This window comes from Pseudobacillus badius (genome assembly GCF_002189605.1).
GTDB lineage: Bacteria > Bacillota > Bacilli > Bacillales > Domibacillaceae > Pseudobacillus > Pseudobacillus badius.
Genome location: NZ_MWMM01000016.1, coordinates 32,955 through 59,834 on the forward strand (window position 1 = coordinate 32,955; position 26,880 = coordinate 59,834).

Genomic DNA, 26,880 nt, shown 5'->3' on the forward strand with positions numbered 1-26,880 from the left:
CATGACCAAAGGAATCTTAGGAAGAAAAATCGGTATGACTCAAGTATTTGCTGAAAACGGTGAACTAATTCCAGTTACTGTGATCGAAGCAGCTGCAAACGTTGTACTGCAAAAGAAAACGATCGAAGGCGATGGCTATGAAGCTATTCAGTTAGGTTTTGATGACAAGCGTGAAAAGCTTGCAAACAAACCAGCTAAAGGTCACGTTGCAAAAGCTAACACTGCACCTAAGCGCTTCATTCGTGAGTTCCGTAACTTCGGTGAAGAAGTAGAGGTTGGTCAAGAGGTTAAAGTAGATATTTTCGCTGAAGGAGATATCATCGACGTAACAGGAGTATCAAAAGGTAAAGGTTTCCAAGGTGCAATCAAACGCCACGGACAAAGCCGCGGACCTATGTCCCACGGTTCCCGTTACCACCGTCGCCCAGGTTCTATGGGACCAGTTGCTCCTAACCGCGTATTCAAAAACAAATTGCTTCCAGGCCGTATGGGTGGCGAACAAATCACTATCCAAAACCTGCAAGTAGTGAAAGTTGACGCAGAGCGCAACGTAATTTTGGTTAAAGGAAATGTTCCTGGACCGAAAAAATCCCTAGTGAAAATTCAAAGTGCGGTAAAAGTAAAATAATCAACTTTTTCTAGAAAGGAGGAAACAAGAATGCCGAAAGTTACATTATTAAACCAAAACGGAGCTGAAGTTGGTGAAATCGAACTGAACGATTCCGTTTTCGGTATTGAACCTAATCAACATGTTTTATTCGAAGCAGTAATGATGCAACGCGCATCTTTACGCCAAGGAACTAGCAAAGTGAAAAATCGTTCTGAAGTACGTGGCGGCGGCCGCAAACCGTGGCGTCAAAAAGGTACTGGACGTGCTCGTCAAGGATCTATTCGTTCTCCACAATGGCGCGGAGGCGGAACAGTATTCGGACCTGTTCCACGCAGCTACAGCTACAAATTACCGAAAAAAGTTCGTCGCTTAGCGATTAAATCTGCCCTTTCTTCTAAAGTTGCAGAGCAAAACATCATTGTTTTAGAAGCTCTATCTTTCGATGCTCCAAAAACAAAAGAATTCGCAAGCGTATTGAAAAATCTTTCTGTGAACAGCAAAGCGCTAATCGTAACAGAAGCTTTAAATGAAAATGTTGCATTGTCTGCACGCAACATCCCAGGCGTGACAGTAGTAGATGCAAACGGCGTTAGTGTTTTAGATGTTCTTGGACACGAAAAACTAATCATCACTAAAGCAGCTGTTGAAAAAGTAGAGGAGGTGCTTGCATAATGGATGCTCGCGATATCATTAAGCGCCCCGTCATTACAGAACATTCAACTGAAATTATGGCTGATAAAAAATATACGTTTGAAGTTGATGTGAAAGCTAACAAAACTCAAGTTAAAGATGCGATTGAAGAAATCTTTGGCGTGAAAGTAGCAAAAGTAAACATCATGAACTACAAAGGTAAGTTCAAGCGTATGGGTCGTTATGCAGGTTATACAAACAAACGCCGTAAAGCGGTTGTTACATTAACTCAAGACAGCAAAGAAATCGAACTATTTGAAGTTTAATTCAACAATATAAGAAGAGGAGGGAAATGACATGGCGATTAAAAAGTATAAACCAACTACCAACGGCCGTCGTAACATGACGTCACTTGATTTTGCAGAGCTTACAACTGATAAGCCGGAAAAATCGTTGTTGGCGCCTCTTAAAAAGAAAGGCGGCCGTAACAACCAAGGTAGAACTACTGTTCGTCATCAAGGTGGCGGCCATAAGCGTCAATACCGTATTATCGACTTCAAACGCGATAAAGATGGTATACCTGGACGCGTTGCCACAATCGAGTATGATCCAAACCGCTCAGCAAACATTGCGTTAATCAACTATGTTGACGGTGAAAAACGCTACATTCTAGCACCTAAGAACTTAAAAGTCGGAATGGAAGTTATGTCCGGACCGGAAGCAGATATCAAAGTAGGTAATGCTCTTCCTTTAGTTAACATTCCTGTAGGTACAGTTGTTCACAACATCGAATTAAAGCCTGGCAAAGGCGGACAATTGGTGCGTTCAGCTGGTACATCTGCACAAGTGTTAGGTAAAGAAGGAAAATACGTTCTTGTTCGTTTGAACTCTGGTGAAGTTCGCATGATCCTTGCTACTTGCCGTGCAACTGTCGGCCAAGTGGGCAACGAGCAGCATGAACTTGTAAACATCGGTAAAGCAGGTCGTTCTCGCTGGTTAGGCAAGAAGCCAACTGTACGCGGATCTGTAATGAACCCGAATGACCATCCACACGGTGGTGGTGAAGGACGTTCTCCAATCGGACGTAAATCACCAGTTACACCATGGGGCAAACCAACTCTTGGTTACAAAACTCGTAAGAAGAAAAACAAAAGCGACAAGTTTATCGTACGTCGTCGTAAAAAATAACGTAATTGCACTACGGTTCCTTTCGCGAACCGTAGACCAATTGCGAAGGGAGGTACCAAAATGGGCCGTAGCTTGAAAAAAGGACCTTTTGTTGATGATCATCTATTCAATAAAATTGAAAAATTAAATGAAGCTGATAAGAAACAAGTGGTAAAAACTTGGTCTCGCCGTTCAACAATCTTCCCTGCTTTTATCGGTCACACAATCGCTGTATACGATGGCCGTAAGCATGTTCCTGTTTATGTAACAGAAGATATGGTAGGACACAAACTTGGCGAGTTTGCGCCAACGCGCACGTATAAAGGTCACGCTAGTGACGATAAAAAAACAAGACGCTAATGAGAGGAGGGTATCCCAATGGAAGCAAAAGCTGTTGTAAGAACAGTTCGTATTGCTCCTCGTAAAGCACGTTTAGTGATTGATCTGATTCGAGGAAAGCAAGTAGGGGAAGCGGTAGCTATTTTGCGTCATACACCAAAAGCTGCATCTCCGGTCGTTGAAAAACTACTTAACTCTGCGATTGCTAATGCAGAACATAACTATGACATGGACATTAACAACCTTGTTGTTAAACAAGCATTTGTTGACGAGGGTCCGACTTTAAAACGTTTCCGTCCACGTGCAATGGGACGCGCAAGCGCAATTAATAAACGTACAAGCCACATCACAATCGTGGTATCAGAAAAGAAGGAGGGATAATTCGTGGGTCAAAAAGTACATCCTAATGGTTTACGTGTCGGTATCATCCGTGACTGGGATTCAAAATGGTATGCAGAGAAAGATTACGCAAACCTTTTGCATGAAGATCTTAAAGTTCGTGAATATATCGAAAACCGCTTAAAAGATGCTTCTGTATCTCGAATTGAAATTGAGCGTGCTGCTAACCGCATCAACATTACTGTTCATACAGCTAAGCCTGGTATGGTTATCGGTAAAGGTGGATCTGAGGTTGAAGCACTTCGCAAGTCTTTAAATCAACTAACAGGCAAACGAGTTCATATTAACATCGTTGAGATTAAAAGAGCTGATTTAGATGCTAAGCTTGTAGCTGAAAACATCGCTCGCCAATTAGAAAACCGTGTATCTTTCCGTCGTGCGCAAAAGCAAGCGATCCAACGCACAATCCGCGCTGGTGCAAAAGGAATCAAAACACAAGTTTCTGGACGTCTTGGCGGCGCTGATATCGCTCGTGCTGAACATTACAGTGAAGGAACAGTTCCACTTCATACACTTCGTGCGGACATTGACTATGCGCATGTTGAAGCTGACACTACTTATGGTAAGCTTGGCGTGAAAGTATGGATTTATCGTGGAGAGGTTCTTCCTACGAAGAAGAAGTCTGAGGAAGGAGGAAAATAATCATGTTATTGCCTAAACGCGTAAAATACCGTCGTGTACACCGTGGAAAAATGCGCGGTCAAGCAAAAGGCGGTACAGAAGTAGCATTTGGCGAATATGGTCTTCAAGCTATTGAAGCTTCATGGATCACAAACCGTCAAATCGAAGCTGCCCGTATTGCGATGACTCGTTACATGAAACGTGGCGGTAAAGTATGGATCAAAATTTTCCCACACAAGCCTTACACTGCAAAACCTCTTGAAGTTCGGATGGGTTCCGGTAAAGGTGCTCCTGAAGGATGGGTCGCTGTAGTAAAACCAGGGAAAATCATGTTTGAAATTGCTGGTGTATCTGAAGAGGTAGCTCGTGAAGCACTTCGTCTGGCATCACACAAGTTGCCAGTTAAATGTAAAATTGTAAAACGAGAAGAAATTGGTGGTGAATCAAATGAAGGCTAATGAGATTATTGAATTAACCACTGCCGAAATTGAGCAAAAACTTAAGTCTTTAAAAGAAGAGCTCTTTAATCTTCGTTTCCAATTAGCGACTGGTCAACTTGAAAACACTGCTCGCATCCGTGAAGTACGCAAAGCGATCGCTCGTATGAAAACTGTTATTCGTCAAAGAGAGATCGATGTTAACAATCGATAATTGAGAGGAGGTTTGCACAATGAGTGAACGTAACCAACGTAAAGTTTATACTGGACGTGTTGTGTCTGACAAAATGGACAAAACTGTGACTGTTCTCGTAGAAACTTACAAAAAGCACTCACTTTACGGCAAACGCGTTAAGTACTCTAAAAAATTCAAAGCTCATGATGAGCTGAATGAAGCAAAAATCGGTGATGTTGTCCGCATCATGGAAACTCGCCCATTATCTGCTACGAAACGCTTCCGTTTAGTTGAAGTTGTAGAAAAAGCAGTTATTATCTAATTCATTATTGTTCGGATAGAAAGTGAATCCGAAGGGAGGTAACATAAATGATCCAACAAGAATCTCGTTTAAAAGTAGCTGACAACTCAGGAGCTCGTGAAGTGTTAACGATCAAAGTTCTTGGTGGCTCTGGCCGTAAAACTGCAAATGTCGGAGACATCATCGTCTGCACGGTGAAACAAGCAACACCAGGCGGCGTTGTCAAGAAGGGTGACGTAGTAAAAGCTGTTATCGTACGTACAAAACGTGGAATGCGCCGTAACGATGGATCTTATATCCGTTTCGATGAAAATGCGTGCGTAATCATTAAAGATGACAAGAGCCCTCGTGGAACTCGTATCTTTGGCCCGGTTGCACGTGAATTGCGTGACAGCAACTTTATGAAAATTGTTTCTCTTGCTCCGGAAGTAATCTAAATGAAAGCAATTTTATCAACTTGGCCATTCAAGGAGGTGCGATGAAATGAATGTTAAAAAAGGCGATAAAGTAATGGTCATCACGGGCAAAGACAAAGGAAAAACAGGCATCGTGCTTGCAGCTTTTCCTAAAAAAGACCGTGTGCTTGTAGAAGGCATTAATATCGTGAAGAAGCATGCGAAACCTTCACAAGTAAATCCGCAAGGCGGAATTATTAGCCAGGAGGCACCTATTCACGTTTCTAACGTTATGCTTTTAGACCCGAAAACAAACGAGCCTACTCGCGTAGGATTCAAAGTGGTTGACGGCAAAAAAGTACGTGTAGCAAAAAAATCTGGTGAAACTTTAGATAAATAATAAGTCTGTTAATGAAGGGAGGTACACTATATGAACCGCCTTAAAGCAAAGTTTAATGAGGAAATTACACCTGCTTTAATGAATAAATTCAATTACAAATCAATTATGCAAGTACCGAAAGTTGAAAAGATCGTAGTTAATATGGGGGTAGGCGATGCTGTTCAAAACGCGAAAGCACTTGACACAGCTGTTGAAGAATTAGCCTTGATCACTGGTCAAAAGCCAATGATTACACGCGCTAAGAATTCGATTGCGGGCTTCCGCCTTCGTGAAGGTATGCCTATCGGAGCGAAAGTAACATTACGCGGTGAGCGTATGTACGAATTCCTTGATAAATTAATCGCTGTATCACTTCCACGTGTACGTGACTTCCGTGGTGTTTCTAAAAAAGCATTCGACGGACGCGGCAACTACACACTTGGTGTGAAAGAGCAATTGATCTTCCCTGAAATTGATTACGATAAAGTAAGCAAAATCCGCGGTATGGATATCGTAATTGTAACAACTGCGAACACTGACGAAGAGGCTCGCGAATTGTTAACTCAAATTGGAATGCCGTTCCAAAAGTAATCTCTATAAAAAGGGAGGCGAAAATGTGGCTAAAAAATCAATGATTGCGAAGCAAAAACGCACACCTAAATTTAAGGTGCAAGAGTATACACGCTGCGAACGTTGTGGGCGTCCACACTCTGTATACCGCAAATTTAAGCTTTGCCGTATTTGTTTCCGTGAACTTGCATATAAAGGACAAATTCCTGGTGTTAAAAAAGCTAGCTGGTAATACCCAGAATTGGGAAGGAGGTAAATAGAATGGTTATGACAGATCCAATTGCAGATTTGTTGACTCGCATTCGCAATGCGAACATGGTACGTCACGAGAAATTAGAAGTGCCTGCTTCTAACATCAAGAAGGAGATCGCTGAAATTTTAAAGCGTGAAGGTTTCGTACGCGACGTAGAATTTATCGAAGACAACAAGCAAGGCGTAATCCGTATTTTCTTAAAATATGGTGCGAACAATGAGCGTGTTATTACTGGCTTGAAACGTATCAGCAAACCTGGTTTGCGCGTATACGCGAAAGCTGACGAAATGCCAAGAGTACTTAACGGTTTAGGTATTGCTCTTGTATCCACATCTAACGGTGTGTTAACTGATAAAGAAGCCCGCGCTAAACAAGTAGGCGGCGAAGTATTAGCATACGTTTGGTAATATTCTCGTAATGAATGGAGGTGCAACAATATGTCTCGTGTAGGGAAAAAACCTATTGAGCTTCCAGAAGGCGTAACAGTAACAAACGACAACAACACAGTTACTGTAAAAGGCCCAAAAGGTGAGCTTGTAAGAACATTTAACAAAGATATGAAAATTGAGATTGAAGGCAATGTGATCACAGTCGTTCGTCCTTCAGAATCTAAAGAACACCGTACAATCCATGGTACGACTCGTGCGCTTTTATCAAACATGGTTGAAGGTGTATCTAAAGGTTTCGAAAAATCTCTTGAATTGATCGGTGTTGGATACCGTGCACAAAAACAAGGAAACAAACTTGTTCTTAATGTCGGTTACTCTCATCCGGTTGAAATGGAACCAGAAGATGGCTTAGAAGTTGAAGTTCCTTCTAACACAAAAGTAATTGTTAAAGGAATCAGCAAAGAGCGTGTAGGAGCTTTCGCTGCAAACGTTCGCGCAACTCGTCCGCCAGAGCCTTATAAAGGCAAAGGGATCCGTTATGAAGGCGAACACGTACGCCGCAAAGAAGGTAAGACAGGTAAGTAATGTCGCTTAAGTAAACGAAAGGAGTGACCACAATGATTACGAAGCAAGATAAGAATAAAACGCGTAAAAAGAGACATGCTCGTGTACGCGCGAAAATCAGCGGTACAGCAGCTCGTCCACGCTTAAATATCTTCCGTTCTAATCAGCACTTGTATGCTCAAGTGATCGATGATGCGAACGGTGTAACGCTTGCCAGTGCTTCTACAATCGAAAAAGATTTCGGTCTAGAAAAAACAGGCAACGCTGAAGCAGCTGCCAAAGTTGGCGAACTAGTTGCTAAAAGAGCGAGCGAAAAAGGAATCAAATCCGTAGTATTTGACCGCGGAGGTTACTTATATCATGGCCGCGTAAAAGCTTTAGCAGAAGCAGCGCGCGAAAATGGACTGGAATTCTAATAAAGAAGGAGGGACAAATTAATGCGTCGCATTGATCCAAATAAACTTGAACTTGAAGAACGCGTAGTTACGGTCAATCGTGTAGCAAAAGTAGTAAAGGGCGGACGTCGTTTCCGTTTTACTGCGCTTGTGGTTGTCGGTGACAAAAACGGACACGTAGGCTTTGGTACTGGTAAAGCACAAGAAGTACCTGATGCTATCCGCAAAGCAATCGAAGATGCAAAGAAAAACCTGGTTACTATTCCGATCGTTGGAACAACAATTCCACACCAAGTAATTGGCCGTTTTGGCGGTGGCGAAATTCTCTTGAAGCCTGCTTCTGAAGGTACGGGAGTTATCGCTGGCGGACCGGTTCGTGCGGTACTTGAACTTGGCGGTGTAGAAAACATTCTTTCTAAATCACATGGTTCAAACACACCAATCAACATGGTACGCGCTACTATTGAAGGAATTAAGCAATTGAAGCGTGCAGAGGATGTTGCTAAATTACGCGGAAAATCAGTAGAAGAACTGTTAGGATAAGGAGGGATTTACAATGGCTGAAAAATTATCAATTACCCTCACTCGCAGCTTGATCGGTCGTCCGAAAGATCAACGTGAAACAGTTAAAGCTCTTGGCCTCCGCAAAATGCACCAAACAGTGGAGCACCAAGATAACGCAGCAATCCGAGGTATGATTAATAAAGTATCTCACTTAGTAACTGTCAACGAACAATAATTTTTATCTAGAGAATAAGGAGGTGCACGAACATGAAACTTCATGAATTAAAACCTGCTGAAGGTTCTCGTAAAGCTCGCAATCGTGTTGGACGTGGTCCAGGTTCTGGTAACGGCAAAACTGCTGGTAAAGGACATAAAGGACAAAAAGCTCGTTCCGGCGGTGGTGTACGTCTTGGATTTGAAGGGGGACAAACTCCTTTATTCCGTCGTTTGCCGAAACGCGGTTTCACTAACATCAACAGAAAAGAGTATGCGATCGTTAACCTTGATGCATTAAATCGCTTTGATGAAGGCACAGAAGTCACACCAGAGCTTCTTATCGAAACTGGTGTTGTCAGCAGTGAAAAAGCAGGAATCAAAATTCTTGCTAAAGGCAACGTTGAGAAAAAATTGACTGTAAAAGCTCATAAATTCTCTTCTGCTGCTCAAGAAGCAATTGAAGCTGCCGGCGGTAAGACTGAGGTGATTTAATGTTTCGCACAATCTCCAATTTTATGCGTGTGGGTGATATAAGAAGAAAAATTATATTCACCCTCCTTATGTTAATCATTTTCCGTATCGGCACATTTATTCCAGTTCCGTATGTGGATGCAAATGTACTGAAGATGCAGGAGCAGGCAGGATTAATTGGTTTCCTTAATACCTTTGGGGGAGGGGCACTCAAAAACTTCTCCATCCTTGCTATGGGAATTATGCCTTATATCACTGCTTCCATCATCGTTCAGCTATTGCAAATGGACGTGGTTCCGAAGTTCACGGAATGGTCAAAGCAAGGGGAGGTTGGCCGGCGCAAGCTCTCTCAATTCACTAGATATTTCACAGTTGTTCTTGGATTTATCCAGGCGCTCGGAATGTCTTACGGCTTCAACCGTTTATACGGCGGAATGCTGATTGAAAGCAACAGCGTAGGCGCTTATCTCCTTATTGCACTCGTATTAACAGCGGGTACGGCTTTTCTTATGTGGCTTGGGGAGTTAATAACTTCTAAAGGTGTCGGCAACGGAATTTCGGTTATTATCTTTGCCGGAATTGTTGCAGGGATCCCAAATGCGATAAATCAAATTTATGCACAGCAAATTGAGGGAGCTGGCGAGCAGCTGTTCCTGAAAATTGTCGTGCTATTATTGATTGCCTTGGCTGTTCTGGCCATTGTCGTTGGAGTCATCTTCTTCCAGCAGGCATTGCGTAAGATTCCAATTCAATATGCCAAGCGCGTAACAGGAGAAGGCGGAATGGGTGCACGGGGAGCTCAGTCCACACATTTACCGTTAAAAGTAAATGCTGCTGGAGTTATTCCTGTCATTTTTGCTGTAGCCTTCCTGGTTACACCGCAAACACTAGCGTCTTTCTTCGGTTCGAATGAAGTGACGACGACAATTCAAAACATCTTTGATTATCAAAAGCCAGTAGGAATGGTCATTTATATCGCATTGATCGTTGCATTTACGTATTTCTATGCGTTTATTCAAGTCAATCCGGAGCAATTAGCCGATAATTTGAAGAAACAAGGTGGATACATTCCGGGCATTCGTCCTGGGAAAAACACGCAGGACTATCTGACAAGCGTTTTATACCGACTAACATTTGTTGGAGCAATATTCCTGTCTGTCATCTCCATCCTTCCTGTATTCTTTATTAAATTTGCAGGTCTTCCACCAGCTGCACAAATTGGCGGCACGAGCTTGCTGATCGTAGTTGGAGTTGCATTGGAAACAATGAAGCAATTGGAAGCCCAGCTTGTCAAACGCCATTACAAAGGCTTTATTAAATAAAGGCAAGCTGTTGCACGTCTCGAATCAGACTGAGGGGGGTATACAAATGAATCTAGTATTAATGGGGCTGCCAGGTGCCGGAAAAGGCACGCAGGCCGAACGAATTGTTGAAAAATATGACATTCCGCATATTTCTACAGGTGATATGTTCCGCGCAGCTATGAAAGAAGGCACGGAATTAGGGCTGAAAGCCAAATCCTTTATGGATGCAGGCGCGCTCGTTCCTGATGAAGTAACGATCGGAATTGTTCGCGAAAGATTGAGCAAGCCAGATTGTCAAAACGGCTTTCTTCTTGATGGTTTTCCGAGAACTGTTGCCCAAGCGGAAGCGCTTGAAGGCATCCTGGAAGCTCTTGGAAATAAAATCGATTATGTAATCAACGTAGATGTTGATAAAGATATTCTTATGGCACGTTTAACAGGTCGCCGTATTTGCAAAAGCTGCGGAGCTACTTACCATCTCGTATTTAATCCGCCAGCTGCTGAAGGCAAATGCGACCGTTGCGGCGGGGAACTTTATCAGCGTGCAGATGACAATGAAGAAACTGTTCAAAACCGTCTGGATGTCAATTTAAAACAAACTGAACCATTACTAGATTTCTACCGGCAAAAAGGTTATTTAAAAGACATCAACGGCCAGCAGGAAATCGGCAAAGTCTTTGAAGACATTGATCAGCTTCTGAAAGGCTTAACTGAATGATCATTTGCAAAACCCCTCGAGAGATAGAGATTATGAGAGAAGCAGGACGGATTGTGGCTTTGACACACAGGGAACTGCAGAGATTTATCTCTCCCGGTATAAGCACGAAGCAGTTAGATGAAATTGCAGAGAAATTTATTAGGCAGCATGATGCAATTCCTTCTTTTAAAGGGTATAATGGTTTTCGTGGCAGCATTTGTGCATCTGTTAACGAAGAGCTCGTCCACGGGATTCCTGGAGACCGAATTTTAAAGGATGGGGACATCATCAGTCTGGACATTGGCGCTGACTATCGGGGGTACCATGGTGATTCTGCCTGGACTTACCCTGTTGGCACCATTTCTTCTGATGTCCAGCAGCTGTTGAAAGTGACTGAGGAATCGCTCTTTGTTGGTTTAGAGGAAGCGAAGCCGGGTGAACGTCTTTCAAACATCTCCCATGCGATTCAAACATATGTAGAATCTCACGGCTTTTCAATAGTGCGCGAGTATGTAGGACACGGGATTGGTCAAAACTTACATGAGGACCCGCAAATTCCTCATTATGGTCCTCCTGGAAAAGGTCCAAAGCTCAAACCTGGAATGGTGCTTGCAATCGAACCGATGGTGAATGCTGGAAGCCGCTATGTAAAAACACTTGGAGATAACTGGACAGTTGTTACCCAAGACGGGAAAATGTGCGCTCATTTTGAGCATACAGTTGCAATTACCGAAACAGGTTTTGAGATTTTAACTAAAGCCTAACACATATGTGCTTCTCCAGAGGTTGGTTCACATAAGTCTAATAACCAGGGCCGCTTGATTTGCAGCGAGTTCTGTATGAAAAGAGAAGGGAGAGTAAAGAATGGCGAAAGACGATGTAATTGAAATTGAAGGTACTGTAGTTGAAACTTTGCCGAACGCTATGTTTAAGGTAGAATTAGAAAATGGCCATACGATCCTTGCCCATGTATCTGGAAAGATCCGTATGCATTTTATCCGTATTCTGCCTGGAGATAAGGTAACTGTTGAACTTTCTCCTTACGACTTAACTCGCGGCCGTATTACTTACCGCTATAAATAACTTATGCACTCCGGACTATAAGGAGGTTGGAAAAAATGAAAGTTAGACCATCAGTAAAGCCAATCTGTGAGAAATGTAAAGTCATTCGCAGACGCGGCAAAGTAATGGTTATTTGTGAAAACCCTAAACATAAACAAAAACAAGGTTAATTTGAATAGGAGGTGCACATTCATATGGCACGTGTAGCAGGTGTTGATATTCCACGCGACAAGCGTGTAGTTATCTCATTAACTTACATCTACGGTATTGGCAGACCAACTGCCCAAAAAATCCTGGCTGAAGCCGGTGTTTCTGAAGACACTCGTGTGCGTGATCTGACAGAAGACGAATTAAACAAAATTCGTGAGATCATCGATAAATTGAAAGTTGAGGGTGACCTTCGTCGTGAGATCTCTCTTAACATCAAACGTTTAATGGAGATCGGTTCTTACCGTGGTATCCGTCATCGTCGCGGTTTACCAGTTCGCGGACAAAACACGAAGAACAATGCGCGTACGCGTAAAGGTCCTCGTAAAACTGTAGCTAACAAGAAAAAATAATTGGTAAAGGAGGTCAATGTTAGACATGGCTCGTAAACAACAATCTCGTAAGCGTCGTGTGAAAAAGAATATCGAATTAGGTATTGCGCACATTCGCTCAACATTCAACAATACAATCGTAACAATTACAGACGTTCATGGTAATGCTCTTGCTTGGTCTAGTGCAGGTGCCCTTGGATTTAGAGGCTCTCGTAAGTCTACTCCATTCGCGGCTCAAATGGCTGCTGAAACAGCTGCAAAAGCATCAATGGAACATGGTATGAAATCTCTTGAAGTAACAGTTAAAGGTCCTGGTTCTGGCCGTGAAGCTGCGATCCGCGCTTTGCAAGCTGCAGGTCTTGAAGTAACTGCTATTAAAGACGTTACTCCTGTTCCTCACAACGGATGCCGCCCTCCAAAACGTCGCCGTGTTTAATTTTCCTGTATAATAATTATATCTTTGGCAATAATGGGATATAATTGAATGTTGCGCTCGTTACAGGACTACTAAACCAGTTGTGGTGCACAGTCGGGAACGTAAACATGGGGAAATTTCGGTTATAAGGTTCAGGCCGGAGTTTCGACGTATTGAAGGAGGTATAATTGAATGATCGAAATTGAAAAGCCAAAAATTGAAACGGTCGAGATCAGCGATGATGCCACTCATGGCAAATTCGTCGTGGAACCACTTGAGCGTGGGTATGGTACAACTTTGGGTAACTCCTTACGTCGCATACTATTATCCTCACTTCCAGGTGCTGCAGTCACATCTATCCAGATTGATGGAGTATTGCATGAGTTCTCAACAATTGAAGGTGTCGTGGAAGACGTTACATCTATCATCTTAAACATTAAGAAACTGGCGCTCAAAATCTACTCAGATGAAGAGAAAACGCTGGAAATAGATGTACAAGGAAGCGGCGTAGTAACTGCTGCTGACATTACACATGACAGCGATGTGGAAATCTTAAACCCTGATTTGCATATTGCTACTTTAGGAGAGAACGCTCATTTCCGCATGCGTCTCACTGCACAGCGCGGAAGAGGATATAATCCAGCTGATCAGAACAAAAAGGAAGATCATCCAATTGGTGTCATTCCAGTTGACTCCATCTACACTCCGGTTGCCCGTGTAAACTATCAAGTGGAAAGCACTCGCGTGGGGCAGTTAACGAACTATGATAAACTCTCATTGGATGTGTGGACTGATGGCAGCATCGGCCCGAAAGAAGCGATTTCTTTAGGCGCCAAAATCTTAACTGAACACTTAAACATCTTTGTCGGCTTAACAGACGAAGCTCAGAATGCAGAAATTATGGTAGAAAAAGAAGAAGACCAAAAAGAAAAAGTTCTTGAAATGACTATTGAAGAACTTGATCTGTCCGTCCGTTCTTACAACTGCTTAAAGCGTGCTGGCATCAATACGGTGCAAGAGCTTGCTAATAAGAGTGAAGAAGATATGATGAAGGTCCGAAATCTTGGCCGTAAGTCACTTGAAGAAGTGAAAGCAAAGCTGGATGAGCTCGGATTAGGTCTGAAAAAAGAAGATTAAACATCGAATAAAAGTAAAATTCAACAAAGGAGGGTATCTTCATGGCTTACAGAAAGCTAGGACGTACAAGCGCTCAGCGTAAAGCGATGCTTCGTGATTTGACAACTGATTTAATTATCAGCGAGCGTATTGAAACAACTGAAGCACGTGCAAAAGAGCTTCGCTCAGTTGTCGAGAAAATGATTACACTTGGTAAACGCGGTGATTTACACGCACGCCGCCAAGCAGCTGCTTTCCTTCGCAACGAAGTAGCATCAACAATTGAAGTTGAAGGCAAAGACGGCAAGAAAAAAGAAAAACCAGTTTACGCATTGCAAAAGCTTTTCTCTGATGTCGCTCCTCGTTACAACGAGCGTCAAGGCGGTTACACGCGCATCATGAAAATCGGTCCTCGTCGTGGTGACGGTGCACCAATGGTTATTATTGAGCTTGTGTAATTTTCGATAAAACCACCACAAGGGCAGAACCATCCAGCGCGGCTGTGTTTTGCCCTTTTCTCGTAATTTTCGTTAAAGACTGAATCATTTGAAGCTTGAGCGTTACGATGAGCATTCTCTTAGGTGACTCGTCTAGCTCATGCACCCCTTCCGCTCTTAACTTGTTTAAGAGGCCGCTTTATGGGCAGGATCTTTTTCCTTGGAACGGGGTGCGGGCTTTTTTTGTATTCAGAATGTTTTGACCGTCTATTCAGCTAGGAAAAGAGGGGAACCATGAAAGAGAGTATTATTTCGATCAATCGCGTCCACTTTCGTTATCCGGAGCAAACAGAACACGCTCTAAAAGACATTACATTCCAGGTAGCAAAAGGTGAATGGCTGGCCATTGTCGGTCATAACGGCTCAGGGAAGTCCACGCTGGCGAAGATGCTGAACGGCCTCCATTATCCGCAAGAAGGCGAAGTAACGATCTGTGATTTTCCTCTGAAAGACGAGTTTGTCTGGGATATACGCAGACGTCTTGGCATGGTGTTTCAAAACCCTGATAATCAGTTTGTCGGCACAACAGTACAGGATGATGTGGCTTTTGGGTTAGAAAATAATGGAGTGCCGCATGAAGTGATGGTTGAACGAGTGGAAAAATCGCTTCAGCGCGTGGGCATGCTTGATTTTCTGAATCAAGAGCCGCACCATCTGTCCGGCGGGCAAAAACAGCGGGTAGCGATCGCCGGAGTGATTGCTCTCCAGCCCGATATTATTTTATTAGATGAAGCAACCTCGATGCTCGATCCGCGCGGAAGGGAAGAGGTGCTTCAAACCGTCCGCCAGTTGAAGGACGAACAGGACCTAACAGTCATTTCTATTACGCACGATTTGGAGGAAGCTTCCCGTGCGGATCGCATCATTGTATTGAATAAAGGATCGGTTTACCGGGAAGGAACTCCAGAAGAGATTTTTCAGATGAATGAGGAATTAGTGGAACTTGGCTTGGATGTTCCTTTTCCAGTCAAATTGAGCGGAGTCCTTCGTTCGCAAGACTTTGAGATTGCAAGCAATTATTTAACAGAAGAAGAGCTGGTGAGAGAGCTATGGACATCCAACTTCAAGAAGTAGAATATCGCTATGCAGCAGGAACACCGTTTGAGCGTCTGGCGATTCAGGACGTCAGCTTTGCCATCCCAGCGGGGGCCTTCTTAGCGGTAGTCGGCCACACGGGCTCTGGAAAATCAACGATCATTCAGCATCTCAATGCTCTGCTGCAGCCTACGAAAGGGCAAGTGGTTATTGGTGATCGGGTCATTGCAGCCGGAAAGAAAGAGAAGAACTTAAAATCCGTCCGCAAAAAAGTAGGGACGGTCTTTCAATTTCCTGAACATCAATTATTTGAAGAAACCGTAGAAAAGGATATTTGCTACGGGCCGGTTAATTTCGGCGTGCCCGAGGCAGAAGCGAAGGAACGCGCCCGGCGTTTAATTGGCCAGGTCGGGCTTCCTGAGGAAGTGCTGCAAAAGTCTCCTTTTGATTTATCGGGAGGACAAATGAGGCGGGTAGCTATTGCCGGTGTGCTGGCTATGGAGCCGGAGGTGCTTGTGCTTGATGAGCCGACAGCAGGCTTGGATCCCCGTGGCCGAAAAGAGATTATGGAGATGTTTTATACGCTTCATCGAGAGCGGGGGCTGTCGACGATCTTGGTGACCCACAGCATGGAGGATGCGGCATTGTACGCGGACGAAATGATCATTATGCACCAGGGAAAAGTCTGTAAGCAAGGAAAGCCGCGGGAGCTGTTTTCCCACCCGGAAGAGCTTGCTGCTTTTGGCCTGAGCGTTCCGGAGGTCGTTCGGTTCCAGCAAAGCTTTGAGGCCTTGTCTGGCATCACGCTGGAGAAAACGTGCCTGACGATTGAAGAGCTGGCTGAAGAGCTGGCGCGTGCGAAAGAGCGGGGTGGCGCCAAATGATGGAGAAAATGATTTTCGGCCGTTATTTGCCGCTGCAATCGGTCGTTCACCGGCTTGATCCGCGGGCAAAGCTGCTGTTTATATTCGGGTTTGTGATCGTTGTTTTTTTGGCGAACAATGCCCTTTCTTATGGATTATTAGCCGTTTTTACGCTCGTATTCATTTATTTATCAAAAATTAACGTTCGCTTTCTTCTCGCTGGGCTGAAGCCGGTTATTTGGCTTATTGCTTTCACGTTTTTATTGCATATCTTTTTAACAAGAGAAGGCGATTTATTGTTTGAAGCGGGCTTTTTAAAGGTTTATGAGGGAGGAGTCCGGCAAGGCGCCTTTATCTCCTTGCGCTTCTTGCTATTAATCTTTGTTACTTCTTTGCTGACGCTGACTACCTCTCCTATATCCATTACAGACGGGCTGGAAAGCTTGCTGAAGCCTTTTAAAAAGCTGAAACTGCCCGTGCATGAGCTGGCATTGATGATGTCGATTTCTCTGCGCTTCATCCCGACTTTGATGGATGAGACGGATAAAATTATGAAGGCGCAAATGGCCAGGGGCGCAGACTTTTCCAGCGGCCCGATCAAAGAGCGGGTGAAAGCAGTGATTCCTTTGTTAATTCCTCTGTTCGTCAGCGCGTTTAAGCGGGCCGAGGAGCTGGCCGTGGCGATGGAAGCGCGCGGCTATAAAGGAGGAGAAGGACGGACGAAATACCGGCTGCTGCACTGGCAGGGAAGGGACACGGCTGCTCTTATTATATTAGTCGTGCTGGCTGCCCTGCTATGGTGGACAAGAAGTTAATGGAGTGATGATATGCCGCGAGTGAAATGTACAATAGCTTATGATGGCGCACGTTTTTCCGGCTACCAGATTCAGCCGAACAGCCGCACGGTGCAAGAAGAGCTGGAAAAGGCGCTGTCTGTGATTCATAAAGGACTGGATGTGAAGGTGACAGCGTCGGGCCGGACGGATGCCGGTGTTCACGCGAAAGGACAGGTCATTCATTTTGATACACCTCTCGCTATTCCGGCTCTTCGCTGGCCATCAGCCTTGAACAGCCGCCTTCCGGAAGACATAGCAGTGAAGCAGGCGGAAATCGTGGCAGAATCCTTTCACGCGCGTTTTTCAGCTGTCGGCAAGGAATACCGCTATAAAATTTATCAAGAGGCTGTCCGCGATCCGTTTCACCGCTTCTATGCCTGTCACTCGCCGCTGGAATTAGACCAGGCGCTGATGCAGAAAGCGGCGCGCTCGCTTATCGGAACCTATGACTTTACAAGCTTTTGTTCGGCGAAAACAGAAGTTGAGGACAAGGTGAGGACCATTACCAAACTGGAGGTTATCCAGCATGGCAAAGAAATGGAGCTCCAGGTGGCCGGGAGCGGGTTTTTATACAATATGGTCCGGATTATCGCCGGCACACTAATGGAAGTGGGCAGGGGAAGGATCGCCCCCGATCGTATGCCGGACATTCTTGCCGGCCGTGACCGTTCCTTGGCAGGAAAGACGGCTCCGGCAGAAGGCCTGTATTTGTGGGAAGTATTCTATTAGCCTTTCCAGCCGGCCGCTGCCATGGCAACTAGCCCGGGTGTCACATTTTTTCTTGACATTGACTCCTGGAAGTTATATTATATCCTATGGTACGTTATTTAACCCCACGATAAGCCCCGGAAACTTATTCGTGATATAAATAAAATACAATGAACAATGAAACAATGAATTCAATTTAGGAGGGCAAATACCAATGCGTACGACTTATATGGCGAAAGCAAGCGAAATCGAACGTAAATGGTACGTAGTTGATGCTGCAGGCCAAACACTAGGCCGCCTTGCTAGCGAAGTTGCGTCTATTTTACGTGGTAAACATAAACCAACATTTACACCACATGTTGACACTGGTGATCATGTGATTATCATCAACGCAGAAAAAATCGAATTAACAGGCAACAAATTAGCGGACAAAATTTACTACCGCCACAGCATGTATCCAGGCGGTTTGAAAACTCGTACAGCTAATGAAATGCGCACAAACTACCCTGAAAGAATGCTTGAGCTTGCTATCAAAGGCATGCTTCCAAAAGGTTCTTTAGGACGTCAAATGGCTAAAAAATTACATGTATACGCTGGTTCTGAACATAAGCACCAAGCTCAACAACCGGAAGTTTACGAACTTCGCGGCTAATTATTAAGAGGAGGTTATTATCTTGGCACAAGTTCAATATATCGGAACAGGCCGCCGCAAGAGCTCTGTTGCTCGTGTGCGCCTAGTACCTGGAGACGGAAAAATCGTCATCAATGGACGTGACGTAGAAGACTATATCCCATTCGAAGCATTACGTACAGTAATCAAGCAGCCGCTTGTAGCAACTGAAACAGCTGGCAGCTACGATGTACTTGTTAATGTAAACGGTGGCGGCTACACTGGACAAGCGGGAGCGATCCGTCACGGCATCGCGCGTGCGCTTCTTCATGTAGACCCTGAATACCGCGCTGTTTTAAAACGTGCTGGCTACCTAACTCGTGATGCCCGCATGAAAGAACGTAAAAAATACGGTCTTAAAGCAGCTCGTCGTGCACCTCAGTTCTCAAAACGTTAATTTTGGCGTTTTCAAAGGCTCTCAACCATTTTGGTTGGGGGTCTTTTTTGATTTATACTACTAAAGCACCAATAGGAGGCTGTGATTCAGCAGGCATATCAAACGAAAAACAAGCAGGGAGACCAAACTCCCTGCTTGTTCTTATAGAGTACCTCGGCAAGCTTCTGCGCATTTCATGCAGGCTTCCGCACATCGCTGGCAATGGTCATGATGGTGCTTCTTGCATTCGTTTCCGCAGGCTTCACAAATGTCTGCGCATAGTTTCGTAAGGCTGGAAATGAATGGAGAATTACGCGCGATTGCGGCTTCCAAGAAGCCGCAGATGTCTGCGCACTCACGGTCCAGACGGATGCATGCAGTCATCATGCTGACATCCTTTTCCTTTAAGCAAGCGTCAAAGCAGCGGTTGCAGGCTTCCATGCATTCATGCAGTGCTTGTAATAGTCCGCTATACTGTTCAGTTGCCATGTATATTCCCTCCTATGCTGTTTATTGCCTTCGGTACTCACGCTTCCCGTTTAGTTGCTATTTAAACGCAAAAATGAAAACTCCATAAAAATTGCACAAATTCGATGGCTTGTCGGAAAACAAAGCTGTTAAAGAGGTTTTCCGAGGAAATAATCAAACGGTACGCTGATGGGAAGAGGACTTGGTTATAATGTTAACTAGGCGAGCACTTGCTGAAGCAGAGGTTCAGGAAGAGGAAAGGATTGTGACTGGAGGGATCAGACATGAAATATGTTATTGTTGGCGGCGATGCTGCTGGGATGAGTGCTGCGATGGAAATTGTCCGGCACGATGAAAAGGCTGAAATCATTACATTGGAAAAAGGGTTTATTTATTCCTATGGACAATGCGGGTTGCCTTATGTGATTGATGGCCGAATTGAAAGCACCGACCGTGTGATTGCCCGGTCTGTGGAAGCATTCCGTGAAAAATATGGAGTAGATGCCCGGGTCGGCCATCTGGTGACCGGGATCGATAGTGAAAGCAAAACGGTGCATGGAACAGTACTGCCGGAAAGTACATCGTTCCAGCTATCCTACGATAAATTATTAATTGCGACAGGAGCCGCTCCTGTCCAGCCGAATTGGCCTGGTGTGCACTTAGAGGGTATACAGCATTTCAAAACCATTCCAGATACCAATCAATTAGTCGAGCGATTGCCCGGTGTTAAGAAGGTATGTGTGATTGGCGGCGGCTATATCGGTTTGGAAGTAGCTGAAGCGTTGGTTTGCGCAGGGAAGCAAGTAAGGCTGATCCATAGAGGTGAGCGGGTAGCTAAGGTATTCGATGAAGAGATCGCGGCCGCCATTCAAGAAAAAGCGGCAGAAAAGGGAATAGCTCTTCATTTAAATGAGAAAGTAACCGGTTTTTTAGGAGAAAAGCGAGTAGAGAAGGTGCAGACGGACAAGGGAGAGTATCAGGCGGATCTTGTGGTGATTGCTATTGGGATAAAGCCTGCCACGCAGTTTTTAGATCATACAGGCATTCATCGTTTGAATAACGGAGCGATCTTGACAAACAGGCAGATGGAGACATCCATCAAAGATATATATGCGGCGGGAGATTGTGCGGCGCATTTTCATCGCTTGAAGGGGCGATATGATTATATCCCTCTTGGAACGACGGCAAATAAGCAAGGGCGAATTGCCGGGCTCTCCATGTGCGGAATGCAGGCCCAATTTCAAGGGGTTGTCGGGACCTCCATTTTAAAGTTTTTTGATTTGGCGGCAGCGAGAACCGGTCTTCATGCCAACGAGCTGGAACTGCTTGATTATTCTTATGAACAATATACTTTTGAAGGCTACCATATTGCCGGATATTACCCTGGGAAGGAGAAAATAAAGCTAACCCTTTATTATGATCCGAGGAATAGACGGCTGTTAGGGGCTCAGGCGATTGGAGGAGAAGGAGTGGATAAGCGGATTGATGTCGCTGCGACAGCTTTATATGCTGAAATGACCATTGATGAATTGCTGGATCTTGATCTCGCCTATGCCCCGCCATTTAATGGAGTGTGGGACCCGCTGCAGCAAGCCGCTCGGCGCCTGCAGCCTTAAAGAGATCATTCCAAAAAGACCGCCCGTTTGCTAAATGGGCGGTTCTATTATAGAAAGACAAAAGATATGCTAGGGATATAAACACCAAAAGAGAGTGGATGAAAAGGTTGTTTCCTGTATGGAGTAACAGTGAAGGAGCCGATGCCGATGTTTGATCCGCGAAAACTATCTGTGAAGCTGATCCCGCCTGCTGCGTCTGAACAGCCGGTAGACGGGAGAAAATATACGCTCACCCATTCAGATGTGACTGCTCAATTATTTTTGGACATTGGGTACGTATATAACTATAAAGCCGTCAATTGGAAAATGAGAGATGAAGTACTGGCAGAATGGAAAAAAGATCGCGAGGGCAGACTCCGTCTAGCGGGAAAAGCCTATGTAGACGGAGGAGAATTCAGCAAGGAAGAAGCGGGTGCCCGGTTTAACATTTTCCAGAGGGAGATGAGTACGGCGCTAAAGGGCATCGTATATGGCGATTGGTCATTTTACAGCAGCTATCCGGCTTTGCTGAATGCCCCGATCTTTATCCATTATGAATCTGCTTATCCGTCCTATAACCGCATTTTTTATTATGGGACCCCGCGCCAATACCTTGCTCAAATTTCTCAAGGCTCGTGATCAGCTAAGCTTTGATCTTCTGGATCAAGGCTTTTTTTGTATGAAGGTGGACCTGTTCGTTCGTGAATATGAAAGCCGGGAACAGGAGACGCTAAGAATAATTCAACAGCAGAGAAGAGAGGTGATGAGATGGCAAAGCGCAAAGCAGAGAGAAATGCGGTCGAAAAATATGCAAAAACTCCGAAGAAGAACATTGAGGAAGCAGATTATTCGGTGGAATTTGCTGACGGCGAAGATCCAATGAAAGGGGCAAACCGCAACTCAAATCTCGGTCGCAAAGGAAGAGGCAGCGAATAAGCAAGGGAGCGGACTATCCTCTTTTTTGTGGACGTACTCATAATTCCCCCACTTGTCCCATATGATGTCAACAGGAGAGGAAAAGGGGGAGTTGGATGAGAGGATGGAAGAGGTGGATTGCTTTTTTGGTGAGCGGTGCCATCCTTATTTGTGTCATTCAATTTTTTAAAGATCATAATATGTCCTGGAAGCCTTGGAATATGCCGCTTTCGGGGCAAATCATTTATTTAGATGCCGGGCATGGCGGACCAGACGGCGGAGCGGGAGACAAGGAAGCGCTTGAAAAGGATATTGCTTTGGCCGTCACCGAGAAAGTCCGTGATTATTTGCAGGGGCAAGGGGCCATTGTTCTTATGACAAGGGAGAAGGATGTCGATCTTGCCCCCTCGGATATGCGGTCATACCGTTCGCGAAAAACAGAAGACTTGAAAAAACGCCTGCAATTGGTGAATGAATCAGAAGCGGATTTGTTTGTCAGCGTTCATTTAAATGCGATTCCTTCTCCGCGCTGGAGAGGAGCACAAACGTTTTATGCCCCTCATATGAAGGAGAATAAAAAATTAGCCAAGGCTCTCCAAGCTGAGCTTGTCTTAAATCTTGAAAATACGACAAGAGAAGCAAAAGCCATTAACCATGTGTACTTGCTGAAGTACGCCAAAAAGCCGGGAGCGCTTGTAGAGGTCGGTTTTCTCTCCAATCCGGCAGAAAAGCAGGACTTGATGACGGAAGAATATCAGGAAAAAGTGGCCGCCTCTATTTATAAAGGAATCATGAATTATCTCGATGATAAAGAGGGATAAGGGCAGGAGCGCCCTGCCCTTTTTTTGGTGGGCGGTTATGGTATACTGTAAGAGAAATGAAAGAGATAAAGGATGGTGGATAATGTGGTAACGCCAGAGCAAGTAAGGGATATTTTAAGTCAAATGAATGACCCTTTTTTACATACAACCTTGGCAGAGACAAATGGCATCGTGGATATTAACGTAAAAGAAGAGAAGCAGCATGTTAGTGTGAAAGTAGCCATTGCCAAGACAGGGACAGCTGAACAGCTGCAATTCCAAATGCAAATCGTAGAGGCATTGAAAGCGGCGGGTGCCCAAACGGTCGGCATTCGCTTTACCGAGCTTCCGGAAGAAGTGCTTGCCAACTATCGCGGATCGGCGGGAAGCCAAGATCATAGCTTGCTTTCACCGGAAAGCAACACAACGTTTATCGCCATCGCGAGCGGAAAAGGCGGCGTAGGAAAATCAACAGTTTCCGTCAATCTGGCGGTTGCTCTCGCCCGCTTAGGAAAAAAAGTGGGGCTTGTCGACGCGGATATTTACGGATTCAGCGTGCCTGATATGATGGGAATTACACAGCGTCCGGTCGTGCGCGGAGATAAGATTGTTCCTGTTGACCGCTTTGGCGTTAAAGTGATTTCCATGGGCTTCTTCGTGGAAGATAATGCACCTGTAATTTGGCGCGGACCGATGCTTGGGAAAATGCTGAATAACTTCTTTGAGGAAGTAGAATGGGGAGAGCTGGACTATCTGCTGCTTGATTTGCCGCCAGGAACAGGCGATGTAGCGCTTGATGTGCATTCCATGATTCCTCATTCAAAAGAGATTATCGTTTCCACACCGCATCCGACAGCCGCCTTTGTTGCTGCCCGGGCTGGAGCGATGGCGCTGCGCACGGATCATGAAGTGATCGGCGTAATTGAAAACATGGCTTATTTCGAAAGCAAAAAGACCGGGGAAAAAGAATATGTTTTCGGACGCGGCGGCGGAGATAAGCTGGCGGAAGAGCTGCATACAGAAGTACTGGGACGGCTTCCGCTCGAGCAGCCGGATTGGAACGAAGAAGAGTTTGCTCCTTCCGTCTACGCGGAAGACCATAAACTCGGTAAGATCTATCAAGAAATTGCTGAAAATGTTATTAATAAATTAGGTTAAAAAGAACAGCCGGTGAGAGGTGCTCCCGGCTGCTTTCTTAGTTTAAGCACCACTGCCTTGTTTATTTCCTTGCTTCTTTTCTTTGTCACCGCCTGCTGTTTCTTCCGCTGCGGCTTTCAGCAAAATGTCCTGTATTTTTGCTTTATATAAAGGACTGTCGAAGGTCTCGTTCATTACTTTTTGCAAGTGCTCGCGGTATTCTTTGCTCTTCAGCAGTTTTGTGACCGTTTTTTGGTATTCAGGGTCCTCCATAATGCTAAGCATCATGGCTTGGTATTGAGGGTCTTTCATGAGGGATTTTAATAATTCTTCATGCTCCTTCCTCATTCCTTTGGCCACGGCGCTGGCGAAGGCCGGATCTTTAAAAGCATCCTTCCAGAATTTCTCTCCTTTTTCAGAGACAAGCGTACTTTCAATCGTTTGGGTAACCATTTTTTGATCCATGACGAGCTGCTGCTTTACTTTCTCATCCTTCATCATTTCTTGAACGGCTTTTTTGCCGTCATCTGTTTTTAATATGTCAACAACCATTTTCTTGGTCGCTTCATAATCCATTTGGGAGTTTCCGGCATCAACCGCGCCCCCTCCGCAAGCTGCTAAGGAAAAAACAAGAAGGAGGAGCGGCAAGATAGGTTTCCACATAAAAGAAGCTCCTTTCTAGCCTTTTCTTATTGTTAATATGAGCAGTCAAAAAGAAATTATACAGCTGCAGCGGAGTGCCTGGATTTTTTTTATCTTCATTGTTACAATCAAAAGAGCATAATATATAGTTGGGGGATAACAAGGTGACAATCCGGAATTGGATCAGGTTTTTTGTACATACACTATTGATCGGCGGGGTAGCAGCCAGCGTTCTTGGCTTTTTTATCCGCTGGGATGAATTATCGCCGTTAATCAGTTCAGGCGGCTGGAAAGATATTTTTTCGATTTTAACATGGCATGTATTTGTAGGATTTACCTTTAGTGTCATCAGCCAAATGGGCTTTTTTGCTTACTTGACTGTGCATCAATTCGGAGCGGGCTTGTTTCGGTCGTTTTGGAACAGTGTGCAATTAGTGATCATTGCGTTTGTGTTATTCGATCTTGTTTATTTTCGCTTTCAAGCGTTTGCCGATAAAGGGGAGTCGATCGTTCCTTACCTGGGGGTAGCGCTGCTTCTTCTTTTGATCAGCTTGGGCGTTGCTTTTTTCAAAGCGAAGCAATCAAATAAACGAGTGTTTATTTCGGCTTTGTTTTTTATGATCGTCATTACAGTGCTTGAGTGGCTGCCGGTTCTTCAAGCAAACAATACGAAATGGCTGTACATTATGTTGTTTACCTTAGTGCCATGCAATGCCTTTCAATTGCTGGCTTTGCCGAAATATAATCAACGTTCATCACAAAAAAGCGGAGCTTAACGGCTCCGCTTTTTTGTGATTGCTTTCAGCTAAGGAATCAGCTTTGTTTCCACTTCACCATTGGCAATGAGCTCAGAGACTGTGACCAGCTTGCCGGCTGATCGTGTCGTTTCAACAATTTGAGGAAGAGCTGCATTGGTTTGCTTGGCTGAGTCCGAAGCATGCATAAAGAGGATATCTCCGTTTTTTGCTTCCTTCACTTTAGATAAAATAAGGGAAGTGCCCGGATTTCTCCAATCGTTCGTATCTACGCTCCAATGGACATACGTTAAATTCATTTCATCCGCTATTTTCAGCACTTGCTTATTAAAGTGGCCGGTCGGTGCCCGCATTAACTTGATTTTTTCAATTTGTAATTTCTTAAATACTTCCTGTGCTTTCAGCAAATCCTTTTTAACCTCTTCTTTTTCCATTGATGTGTAATCGACATAATTGTAGCCAAGCAGGCCGATTTCAAAATGGTGCTTCTCCATTTTTTTTACAAGATCAGGATGGCGCTCTGCCCACGAACCGGACAAGAAAAAAGTAGCTTTGACTTTGTGGCGGATGAGCGTTTGTAAAATTTTTTCAGCTTTTTCATCCCCCCAGCCGATATCGAACGTTAGAGCAATCCCATTTTCCCCCTTGTAAATGGCTTTGGGAGATTCTTTCTCTAAAAAAACGGGAATACTTAAAAGATTTTGGGTAAACAATAAAAGAGCTGTGAAAAAAGAAAGTGAAACGAGCAACAAGAACTGTTTGGTTTTTTTTATGTGCAAACTATAAAAGAACGTCATGCTCTCCCTCCGCTAAAATCATCTTATTCAACTTTATGAGCATGTACACAAATAATATGACAAACAAATAGATTTGCCGAATAGCATAGTAGTATGACAATGACTAAAAAGAAAAATGGGTGATGAGATGTTGGCATTATTAATTAACGAAGAAGAAAAAAAGGAAATTTATTATTTGATTAAACGGGAAATGGACGAAATTTTATTTGACCTGGGAGATTCGCGAATAGATGAGTCTGTAAAAAGTTCTATGAGAAAAAAATATACGAAGCTATTTAAACTATTTAAAAGAGTAGCGGATGAAAAAGAATGCATGAAATACCTGGCATATAGATTGTCAGCTGAAAACACGCAATCATCGGCTTCTTCCTCTGACGCGTGAGCAAGCAGTTTCAAGAATGTAAAGCAAAAGAGTTTTCGTTCTCCCAGGCCTATCTGTTTAAGGAGAGAAAACAAATTGAGGCCAAAGAAAGAATAGGGAACCAATCGCGATCGAGATGTTCTAAAAGACAGTTAGGGCCGATCTTACAAGGCAAAGGGACTGTCTTTTTTTTGTTGGATTGTCGGCGGTTTTAACTAAAAAAAATATAAATAAAATAAGTTGTTGACATAAATGATTCATTCATGTTAAATTATTTATTGTCGCTGAAAACAAAGCGGCTGATTAAAAAAATAAAATTAACTGTTGACTTTCAAATCGCAAAGGTGATATGATAGCAAAGTCGCTGTTAACGACAAAAGAAAAATTGATCTTTGAAAACTGAACAAAAACATGCCAGTAAGTTAATTCTTATTTTTAAAACATGAGCAAGTCAAACCATCTTTTTGGAGAGTTTGA

At 44.2% G+C, this 26,880-nt stretch carries 46 protein-coding genes; 42 read left to right on the top strand and 4 right to left on the bottom strand.

Features of this window, described 5'->3' with window-relative positions; genetic code table 11:
- Position 1: 1 nt before the first annotated feature.
- The 29 genes from rplC (at position 2) to rplQ (ending at position 14,406) form a co-directional block, all read left to right on the top strand.
- Positions 2-628: a 50S ribosomal protein L3 gene (gene rplC, locus B1A98_RS17220; protein ID WP_041101784.1), complete on the top strand. Its 627-nt coding sequence runs from the start codon at positions 2-4 to the stop codon at positions 626-628.
- A gap of 30 nt (positions 629-658) precedes the next feature.
- Complete coding sequence (rplD, locus tag B1A98_RS17225) at positions 659-1,282, top strand: 50S ribosomal protein L4 (protein ID WP_041101782.1); 624 nt, start codon at positions 659-661, stop codon at positions 1,280-1,282.
- Positions 1,282-1,566, top strand: a complete 285-nt coding sequence (gene rplW / locus B1A98_RS17230; protein WP_041101779.1) for a 50S ribosomal protein L23 — start codon at positions 1,282-1,284, stop codon at positions 1,564-1,566. The genes rplD and rplW overlap by 1 nt, the downstream gene beginning before the upstream one ends.
- Before the next feature lie 31 nt (positions 1,567-1,597).
- Entirely contained in the window at positions 1,598-2,428 is an 831-nt protein-coding gene (gene rplB / locus B1A98_RS17235) for a 50S ribosomal protein L2 (RefSeq protein ID WP_041101777.1), read from the top strand.
- 60 nt (positions 2,429-2,488) lie between these two features.
- Positions 2,489-2,767, top strand: coding sequence for a 30S ribosomal protein S19 (rpsS, locus tag B1A98_RS17240; protein ID WP_041101775.1), 279 nt, complete (start codon positions 2,489-2,491; stop codon positions 2,765-2,767).
- An 18-nt stretch (positions 2,768-2,785) separates the two neighbouring features.
- Positions 2,786-3,127, top strand: coding sequence for a 50S ribosomal protein L22 (rplV, locus tag B1A98_RS17245; RefSeq protein ID WP_041101773.1), 342 nt, complete (start codon positions 2,786-2,788; stop codon positions 3,125-3,127).
- A 3-nt stretch (positions 3,128-3,130) separates the two neighbouring features.
- Positions 3,131-3,787, top strand: a complete 657-nt coding sequence (rpsC, locus tag B1A98_RS17250; RefSeq protein ID WP_041101770.1) for a 30S ribosomal protein S3 — start codon at positions 3,131-3,133, stop codon at positions 3,785-3,787.
- Between the two features lie 2 nt (positions 3,788-3,789).
- Positions 3,790-4,224, top strand: a complete 435-nt coding sequence (gene rplP, locus B1A98_RS17255) for a 50S ribosomal protein L16 (RefSeq protein WP_041101768.1) — start codon at positions 3,790-3,792, stop codon at positions 4,222-4,224.
- Positions 4,214-4,417, top strand: a complete 204-nt coding sequence (gene rpmC, locus B1A98_RS17260; protein ID WP_041101766.1) for a 50S ribosomal protein L29 — start codon at positions 4,214-4,216, stop codon at positions 4,415-4,417. The genes rplP and rpmC overlap by 11 nt, the downstream gene beginning before the upstream one ends.
- A gap of 19 nt (positions 4,418-4,436) precedes the next feature.
- Positions 4,437-4,700: a 30S ribosomal protein S17 gene (rpsQ, locus tag B1A98_RS17265; RefSeq protein ID WP_041101764.1), complete on the top strand. Its 264-nt coding sequence runs from the start codon at positions 4,437-4,439 to the stop codon at positions 4,698-4,700.
- A gap of 47 nt (positions 4,701-4,747) precedes the next feature.
- Positions 4,748-5,116 carry a 50S ribosomal protein L14 gene (gene rplN, locus B1A98_RS17270; protein ID WP_041101762.1) on the top strand — a complete coding sequence of 123 codons (369 nt, stop codon included), beginning with the start codon at positions 4,748-4,750 and terminating at the stop codon, positions 5,114-5,116.
- 46 nt (positions 5,117-5,162) lie between these two features.
- Positions 5,163-5,474: a 50S ribosomal protein L24 gene (rplX, locus tag B1A98_RS17275; protein WP_041101761.1), complete on the top strand. Its 312-nt coding sequence runs from the start codon at positions 5,163-5,165 to the stop codon at positions 5,472-5,474.
- A gap of 30 nt (positions 5,475-5,504) precedes the next feature.
- Positions 5,505-6,044 carry a 50S ribosomal protein L5 gene (rplE, locus tag B1A98_RS17280; RefSeq protein ID WP_041101759.1) on the top strand — a complete coding sequence of 180 codons (540 nt, stop codon included), beginning with the start codon at positions 5,505-5,507 and terminating at the stop codon, positions 6,042-6,044.
- Positions 6,045-6,069: 25 nt separating this feature from the next.
- A complete protein-coding gene (gene rpsN, locus B1A98_RS17285) occupies positions 6,070-6,255 on the top strand; it encodes a 30S ribosomal protein S14 (RefSeq protein ID WP_001085700.1) in 186 nt (61 codons plus the stop codon).
- Positions 6,256-6,284: 29 nt separating this feature from the next.
- Positions 6,285-6,683 carry a 30S ribosomal protein S8 gene (rpsH, locus tag B1A98_RS17290; RefSeq protein ID WP_041101755.1) on the top strand — a complete coding sequence of 133 codons (399 nt, stop codon included), beginning with the start codon at positions 6,285-6,287 and terminating at the stop codon, positions 6,681-6,683.
- Between the two features lie 30 nt (positions 6,684-6,713).
- Positions 6,714-7,250 (top strand): 50S ribosomal protein L6, encoded by a 537-nt coding sequence (gene rplF, locus B1A98_RS17295; RefSeq protein ID WP_063384340.1) that lies wholly within the window; start codon positions 6,714-6,716, stop codon positions 7,248-7,250.
- A gap of 32 nt (positions 7,251-7,282) precedes the next feature.
- Positions 7,283-7,645: a 50S ribosomal protein L18 gene (gene rplR, locus B1A98_RS17300; RefSeq protein WP_041101751.1), complete on the top strand. Its 363-nt coding sequence runs from the start codon at positions 7,283-7,285 to the stop codon at positions 7,643-7,645.
- Positions 7,646-7,666: 21 nt separating this feature from the next.
- Entirely contained in the window at positions 7,667-8,167 is a 501-nt protein-coding gene (rpsE, locus tag B1A98_RS17305; protein WP_063384339.1) for a 30S ribosomal protein S5, read from the top strand.
- Between the two features lie 13 nt (positions 8,168-8,180).
- Positions 8,181-8,363 carry a 50S ribosomal protein L30 gene (rpmD, locus tag B1A98_RS17310; protein WP_041101747.1) on the top strand — a complete coding sequence of 61 codons (183 nt, stop codon included), beginning with the start codon at positions 8,181-8,183 and terminating at the stop codon, positions 8,361-8,363.
- Between the two features lie 32 nt (positions 8,364-8,395).
- Positions 8,396-8,836 (top strand): 50S ribosomal protein L15, encoded by a 441-nt coding sequence (rplO, locus tag B1A98_RS17315; protein ID WP_041101744.1) that lies wholly within the window; start codon positions 8,396-8,398, stop codon positions 8,834-8,836.
- Positions 8,836-10,137 carry a preprotein translocase subunit SecY gene (gene secY, locus B1A98_RS17320; protein WP_041101742.1) on the top strand — a complete coding sequence of 434 codons (1,302 nt, stop codon included), beginning with the start codon at positions 8,836-8,838 and terminating at the stop codon, positions 10,135-10,137. The genes rplO and secY overlap by 1 nt, the downstream gene beginning before the upstream one ends.
- A 46-nt stretch (positions 10,138-10,183) precedes the next feature.
- On the top strand, positions 10,184-10,837 hold the full coding sequence (locus B1A98_RS17325) for an adenylate kinase (RefSeq protein WP_063384338.1): 654 nt from the start codon (positions 10,184-10,186) through the stop codon (positions 10,835-10,837).
- Entirely contained in the window at positions 10,834-11,580 is a 747-nt protein-coding gene (map, locus tag B1A98_RS17330; RefSeq protein WP_041101738.1) for a type I methionyl aminopeptidase, read from the top strand. The genes B1A98_RS17325 and map overlap by 4 nt, the downstream gene beginning before the upstream one ends.
- Positions 11,581-11,680: 100 nt before the next feature.
- Positions 11,681-11,899, top strand: a complete 219-nt coding sequence (infA, locus tag B1A98_RS17335; protein WP_039234460.1) for a translation initiation factor IF-1 — start codon at positions 11,681-11,683, stop codon at positions 11,897-11,899.
- 35 nt (positions 11,900-11,934) lie between these two features.
- Complete coding sequence (gene rpmJ, locus B1A98_RS17340) at positions 11,935-12,048, top strand: 50S ribosomal protein L36 (protein WP_000868344.1); 114 nt, start codon at positions 11,935-11,937, stop codon at positions 12,046-12,048.
- 24 nt (positions 12,049-12,072) lie between these two features.
- A complete protein-coding gene (gene rpsM / locus B1A98_RS17345; protein ID WP_041101732.1) occupies positions 12,073-12,438 on the top strand; it encodes a 30S ribosomal protein S13 in 366 nt (121 codons plus the stop codon).
- A gap of 25 nt (positions 12,439-12,463) precedes the next feature.
- Positions 12,464-12,853, top strand: coding sequence for a 30S ribosomal protein S11 (rpsK, locus tag B1A98_RS17350; protein WP_041101845.1), 390 nt, complete (start codon positions 12,464-12,466; stop codon positions 12,851-12,853).
- Between the two features lie 171 nt (positions 12,854-13,024).
- Positions 13,025-13,969: a DNA-directed RNA polymerase subunit alpha gene (locus B1A98_RS17355; protein WP_041101730.1), complete on the top strand. Its 945-nt coding sequence runs from the start codon at positions 13,025-13,027 to the stop codon at positions 13,967-13,969.
- Between the two features lie 41 nt (positions 13,970-14,010).
- A complete protein-coding gene (gene rplQ, locus B1A98_RS17360) occupies positions 14,011-14,406 on the top strand; it encodes a 50S ribosomal protein L17 (RefSeq protein WP_041101728.1) in 396 nt (131 codons plus the stop codon).
- On the opposite strand, the gene B1A98_RS20590 is transcribed toward rplQ, so the two are convergent.
- Positions 14,390-14,551: a hypothetical protein gene (locus B1A98_RS20590; protein ID WP_156136678.1), complete on the bottom strand. Its 162-nt coding sequence runs from the start codon at positions 14,549-14,551 to the stop codon at positions 14,390-14,392. The genes rplQ and B1A98_RS20590 overlap by 17 nt on opposite strands.
- A gap of 128 nt (positions 14,552-14,679) precedes the next feature.
- Here B1A98_RS20590 and B1A98_RS17365 point away from each other — a divergent pair, with 128 nt between their 5' ends.
- From B1A98_RS17365 to rpsI, 6 genes are all read left to right on the top strand, one after another.
- Positions 14,680-15,519 (top strand): energy-coupling factor ABC transporter ATP-binding protein, encoded by an 840-nt coding sequence (locus B1A98_RS17365; protein WP_063384337.1) that lies wholly within the window; start codon positions 14,680-14,682, stop codon positions 15,517-15,519.
- Positions 15,495-16,364 carry an energy-coupling factor ABC transporter ATP-binding protein gene (locus tag B1A98_RS17370; RefSeq protein WP_063384336.1) on the top strand — a complete coding sequence of 290 codons (870 nt, stop codon included), beginning with the start codon at positions 15,495-15,497 and terminating at the stop codon, positions 16,362-16,364. Before B1A98_RS17365 ends, B1A98_RS17370 begins: the two co-directional genes overlap by 25 nt.
- Positions 16,361-17,158 carry an energy-coupling factor transporter transmembrane component T family protein gene (locus B1A98_RS17375; protein ID WP_063384335.1) on the top strand — a complete coding sequence of 266 codons (798 nt, stop codon included), beginning with the start codon at positions 16,361-16,363 and terminating at the stop codon, positions 17,156-17,158. The genes B1A98_RS17370 and B1A98_RS17375 overlap by 4 nt, the downstream gene beginning before the upstream one ends.
- Before the next feature lie 12 nt (positions 17,159-17,170).
- Positions 17,171-17,908, top strand: coding sequence for a tRNA pseudouridine(38-40) synthase TruA (gene truA / locus B1A98_RS17380; RefSeq protein ID WP_063384334.1), 738 nt, complete (start codon positions 17,171-17,173; stop codon positions 17,906-17,908).
- A 193-nt stretch (positions 17,909-18,101) separates the two neighbouring features.
- Positions 18,102-18,539, top strand: coding sequence for a 50S ribosomal protein L13 (gene rplM / locus B1A98_RS17385; protein ID WP_041101718.1), 438 nt, complete (start codon positions 18,102-18,104; stop codon positions 18,537-18,539).
- Positions 18,540-18,561: 22 nt separating this feature from the next.
- A complete protein-coding gene (gene rpsI, locus B1A98_RS17390; RefSeq protein ID WP_041101716.1) occupies positions 18,562-18,954 on the top strand; it encodes a 30S ribosomal protein S9 in 393 nt (130 codons plus the stop codon).
- A 141-nt stretch (positions 18,955-19,095) separates the two neighbouring features.
- Here rpsI and B1A98_RS17395 read toward each other — a convergent pair whose 3' ends face one another.
- A complete protein-coding gene (locus B1A98_RS17395) occupies positions 19,096-19,422 on the bottom strand; it encodes a four-helix bundle copper-binding protein (protein WP_063384333.1) in 327 nt (108 codons plus the stop codon).
- A gap of 263 nt (positions 19,423-19,685) precedes the next feature.
- Here B1A98_RS17395 and B1A98_RS17400 point away from each other — a divergent pair, with 263 nt between their 5' ends.
- The 5 genes from B1A98_RS17400 to B1A98_RS17415 all read left to right on the top strand — a co-directional run bounded on the left by B1A98_RS17400 (position 19,686) and on the right by B1A98_RS17415 (position 23,869).
- Positions 19,686-21,017: an FAD-dependent oxidoreductase gene (locus B1A98_RS17400; protein ID WP_063384332.1), complete on the top strand. Its 1,332-nt coding sequence runs from the start codon at positions 19,686-19,688 to the stop codon at positions 21,015-21,017.
- 147 nt (positions 21,018-21,164) lie between these two features.
- Positions 21,165-21,635, top strand: a complete 471-nt coding sequence (locus B1A98_RS17405) for a staygreen family protein (RefSeq protein WP_305954921.1) — start codon at positions 21,165-21,167, stop codon at positions 21,633-21,635.
- Positions 21,636-21,764: 129 nt separating this feature from the next.
- Complete coding sequence (locus tag B1A98_RS20595) at positions 21,765-21,932, top strand: hypothetical protein (protein WP_169713120.1); 168 nt, start codon at positions 21,765-21,767, stop codon at positions 21,930-21,932.
- Between the two features lie 95 nt (positions 21,933-22,027).
- The gene (cwlD, locus tag B1A98_RS17410; protein WP_063384331.1) at positions 22,028-22,732 is read left to right on the top strand and encodes an N-acetylmuramoyl-L-alanine amidase CwlD; all 705 of its coding nucleotides are present in this window, start codon (positions 22,028-22,030) and stop codon (positions 22,730-22,732) included.
- Positions 22,733-22,804: 72 nt separating this feature from the next.
- Positions 22,805-23,869, top strand: a complete 1,065-nt coding sequence (locus tag B1A98_RS17415; RefSeq protein WP_193791722.1) for an Mrp/NBP35 family ATP-binding protein — start codon at positions 22,805-22,807, stop codon at positions 23,867-23,869.
- A 42-nt stretch (positions 23,870-23,911) separates the two neighbouring features.
- Here the strand turns inward: B1A98_RS17415 and gerD are convergent, their stop codons facing one another.
- Entirely contained in the window at positions 23,912-24,511 is a 600-nt protein-coding gene (gene gerD, locus B1A98_RS17420; RefSeq protein ID WP_041101705.1) for a spore germination lipoprotein GerD, read from the bottom strand.
- Between the two features lie 143 nt (positions 24,512-24,654).
- On the opposite strand from gerD, the gene B1A98_RS17425 reads away from it, so the two are divergent.
- Positions 24,655-25,266 (top strand): KinB-signaling pathway activation protein, encoded by a 612-nt coding sequence (locus B1A98_RS17425; RefSeq protein WP_063384330.1) that lies wholly within the window; start codon positions 24,655-24,657, stop codon positions 25,264-25,266.
- Between the two features lie 29 nt (positions 25,267-25,295).
- On the opposite strand, the gene B1A98_RS17430 is transcribed toward B1A98_RS17425, so the two are convergent.
- Positions 25,296-26,042, bottom strand: coding sequence for a polysaccharide deacetylase family protein (locus B1A98_RS17430; protein WP_041101702.1), 747 nt, complete (start codon positions 26,040-26,042; stop codon positions 25,296-25,298).
- 127 nt (positions 26,043-26,169) lie between these two features.
- Here B1A98_RS17430 and B1A98_RS17435 point away from each other — a divergent pair, with 127 nt between their 5' ends.
- Positions 26,170-26,424, top strand: coding sequence for a hypothetical protein (locus B1A98_RS17435; protein WP_041101700.1), 255 nt, complete (start codon positions 26,170-26,172; stop codon positions 26,422-26,424).
- The last annotated feature ends 456 nt before the right edge of the window (positions 26,425-26,880 follow it).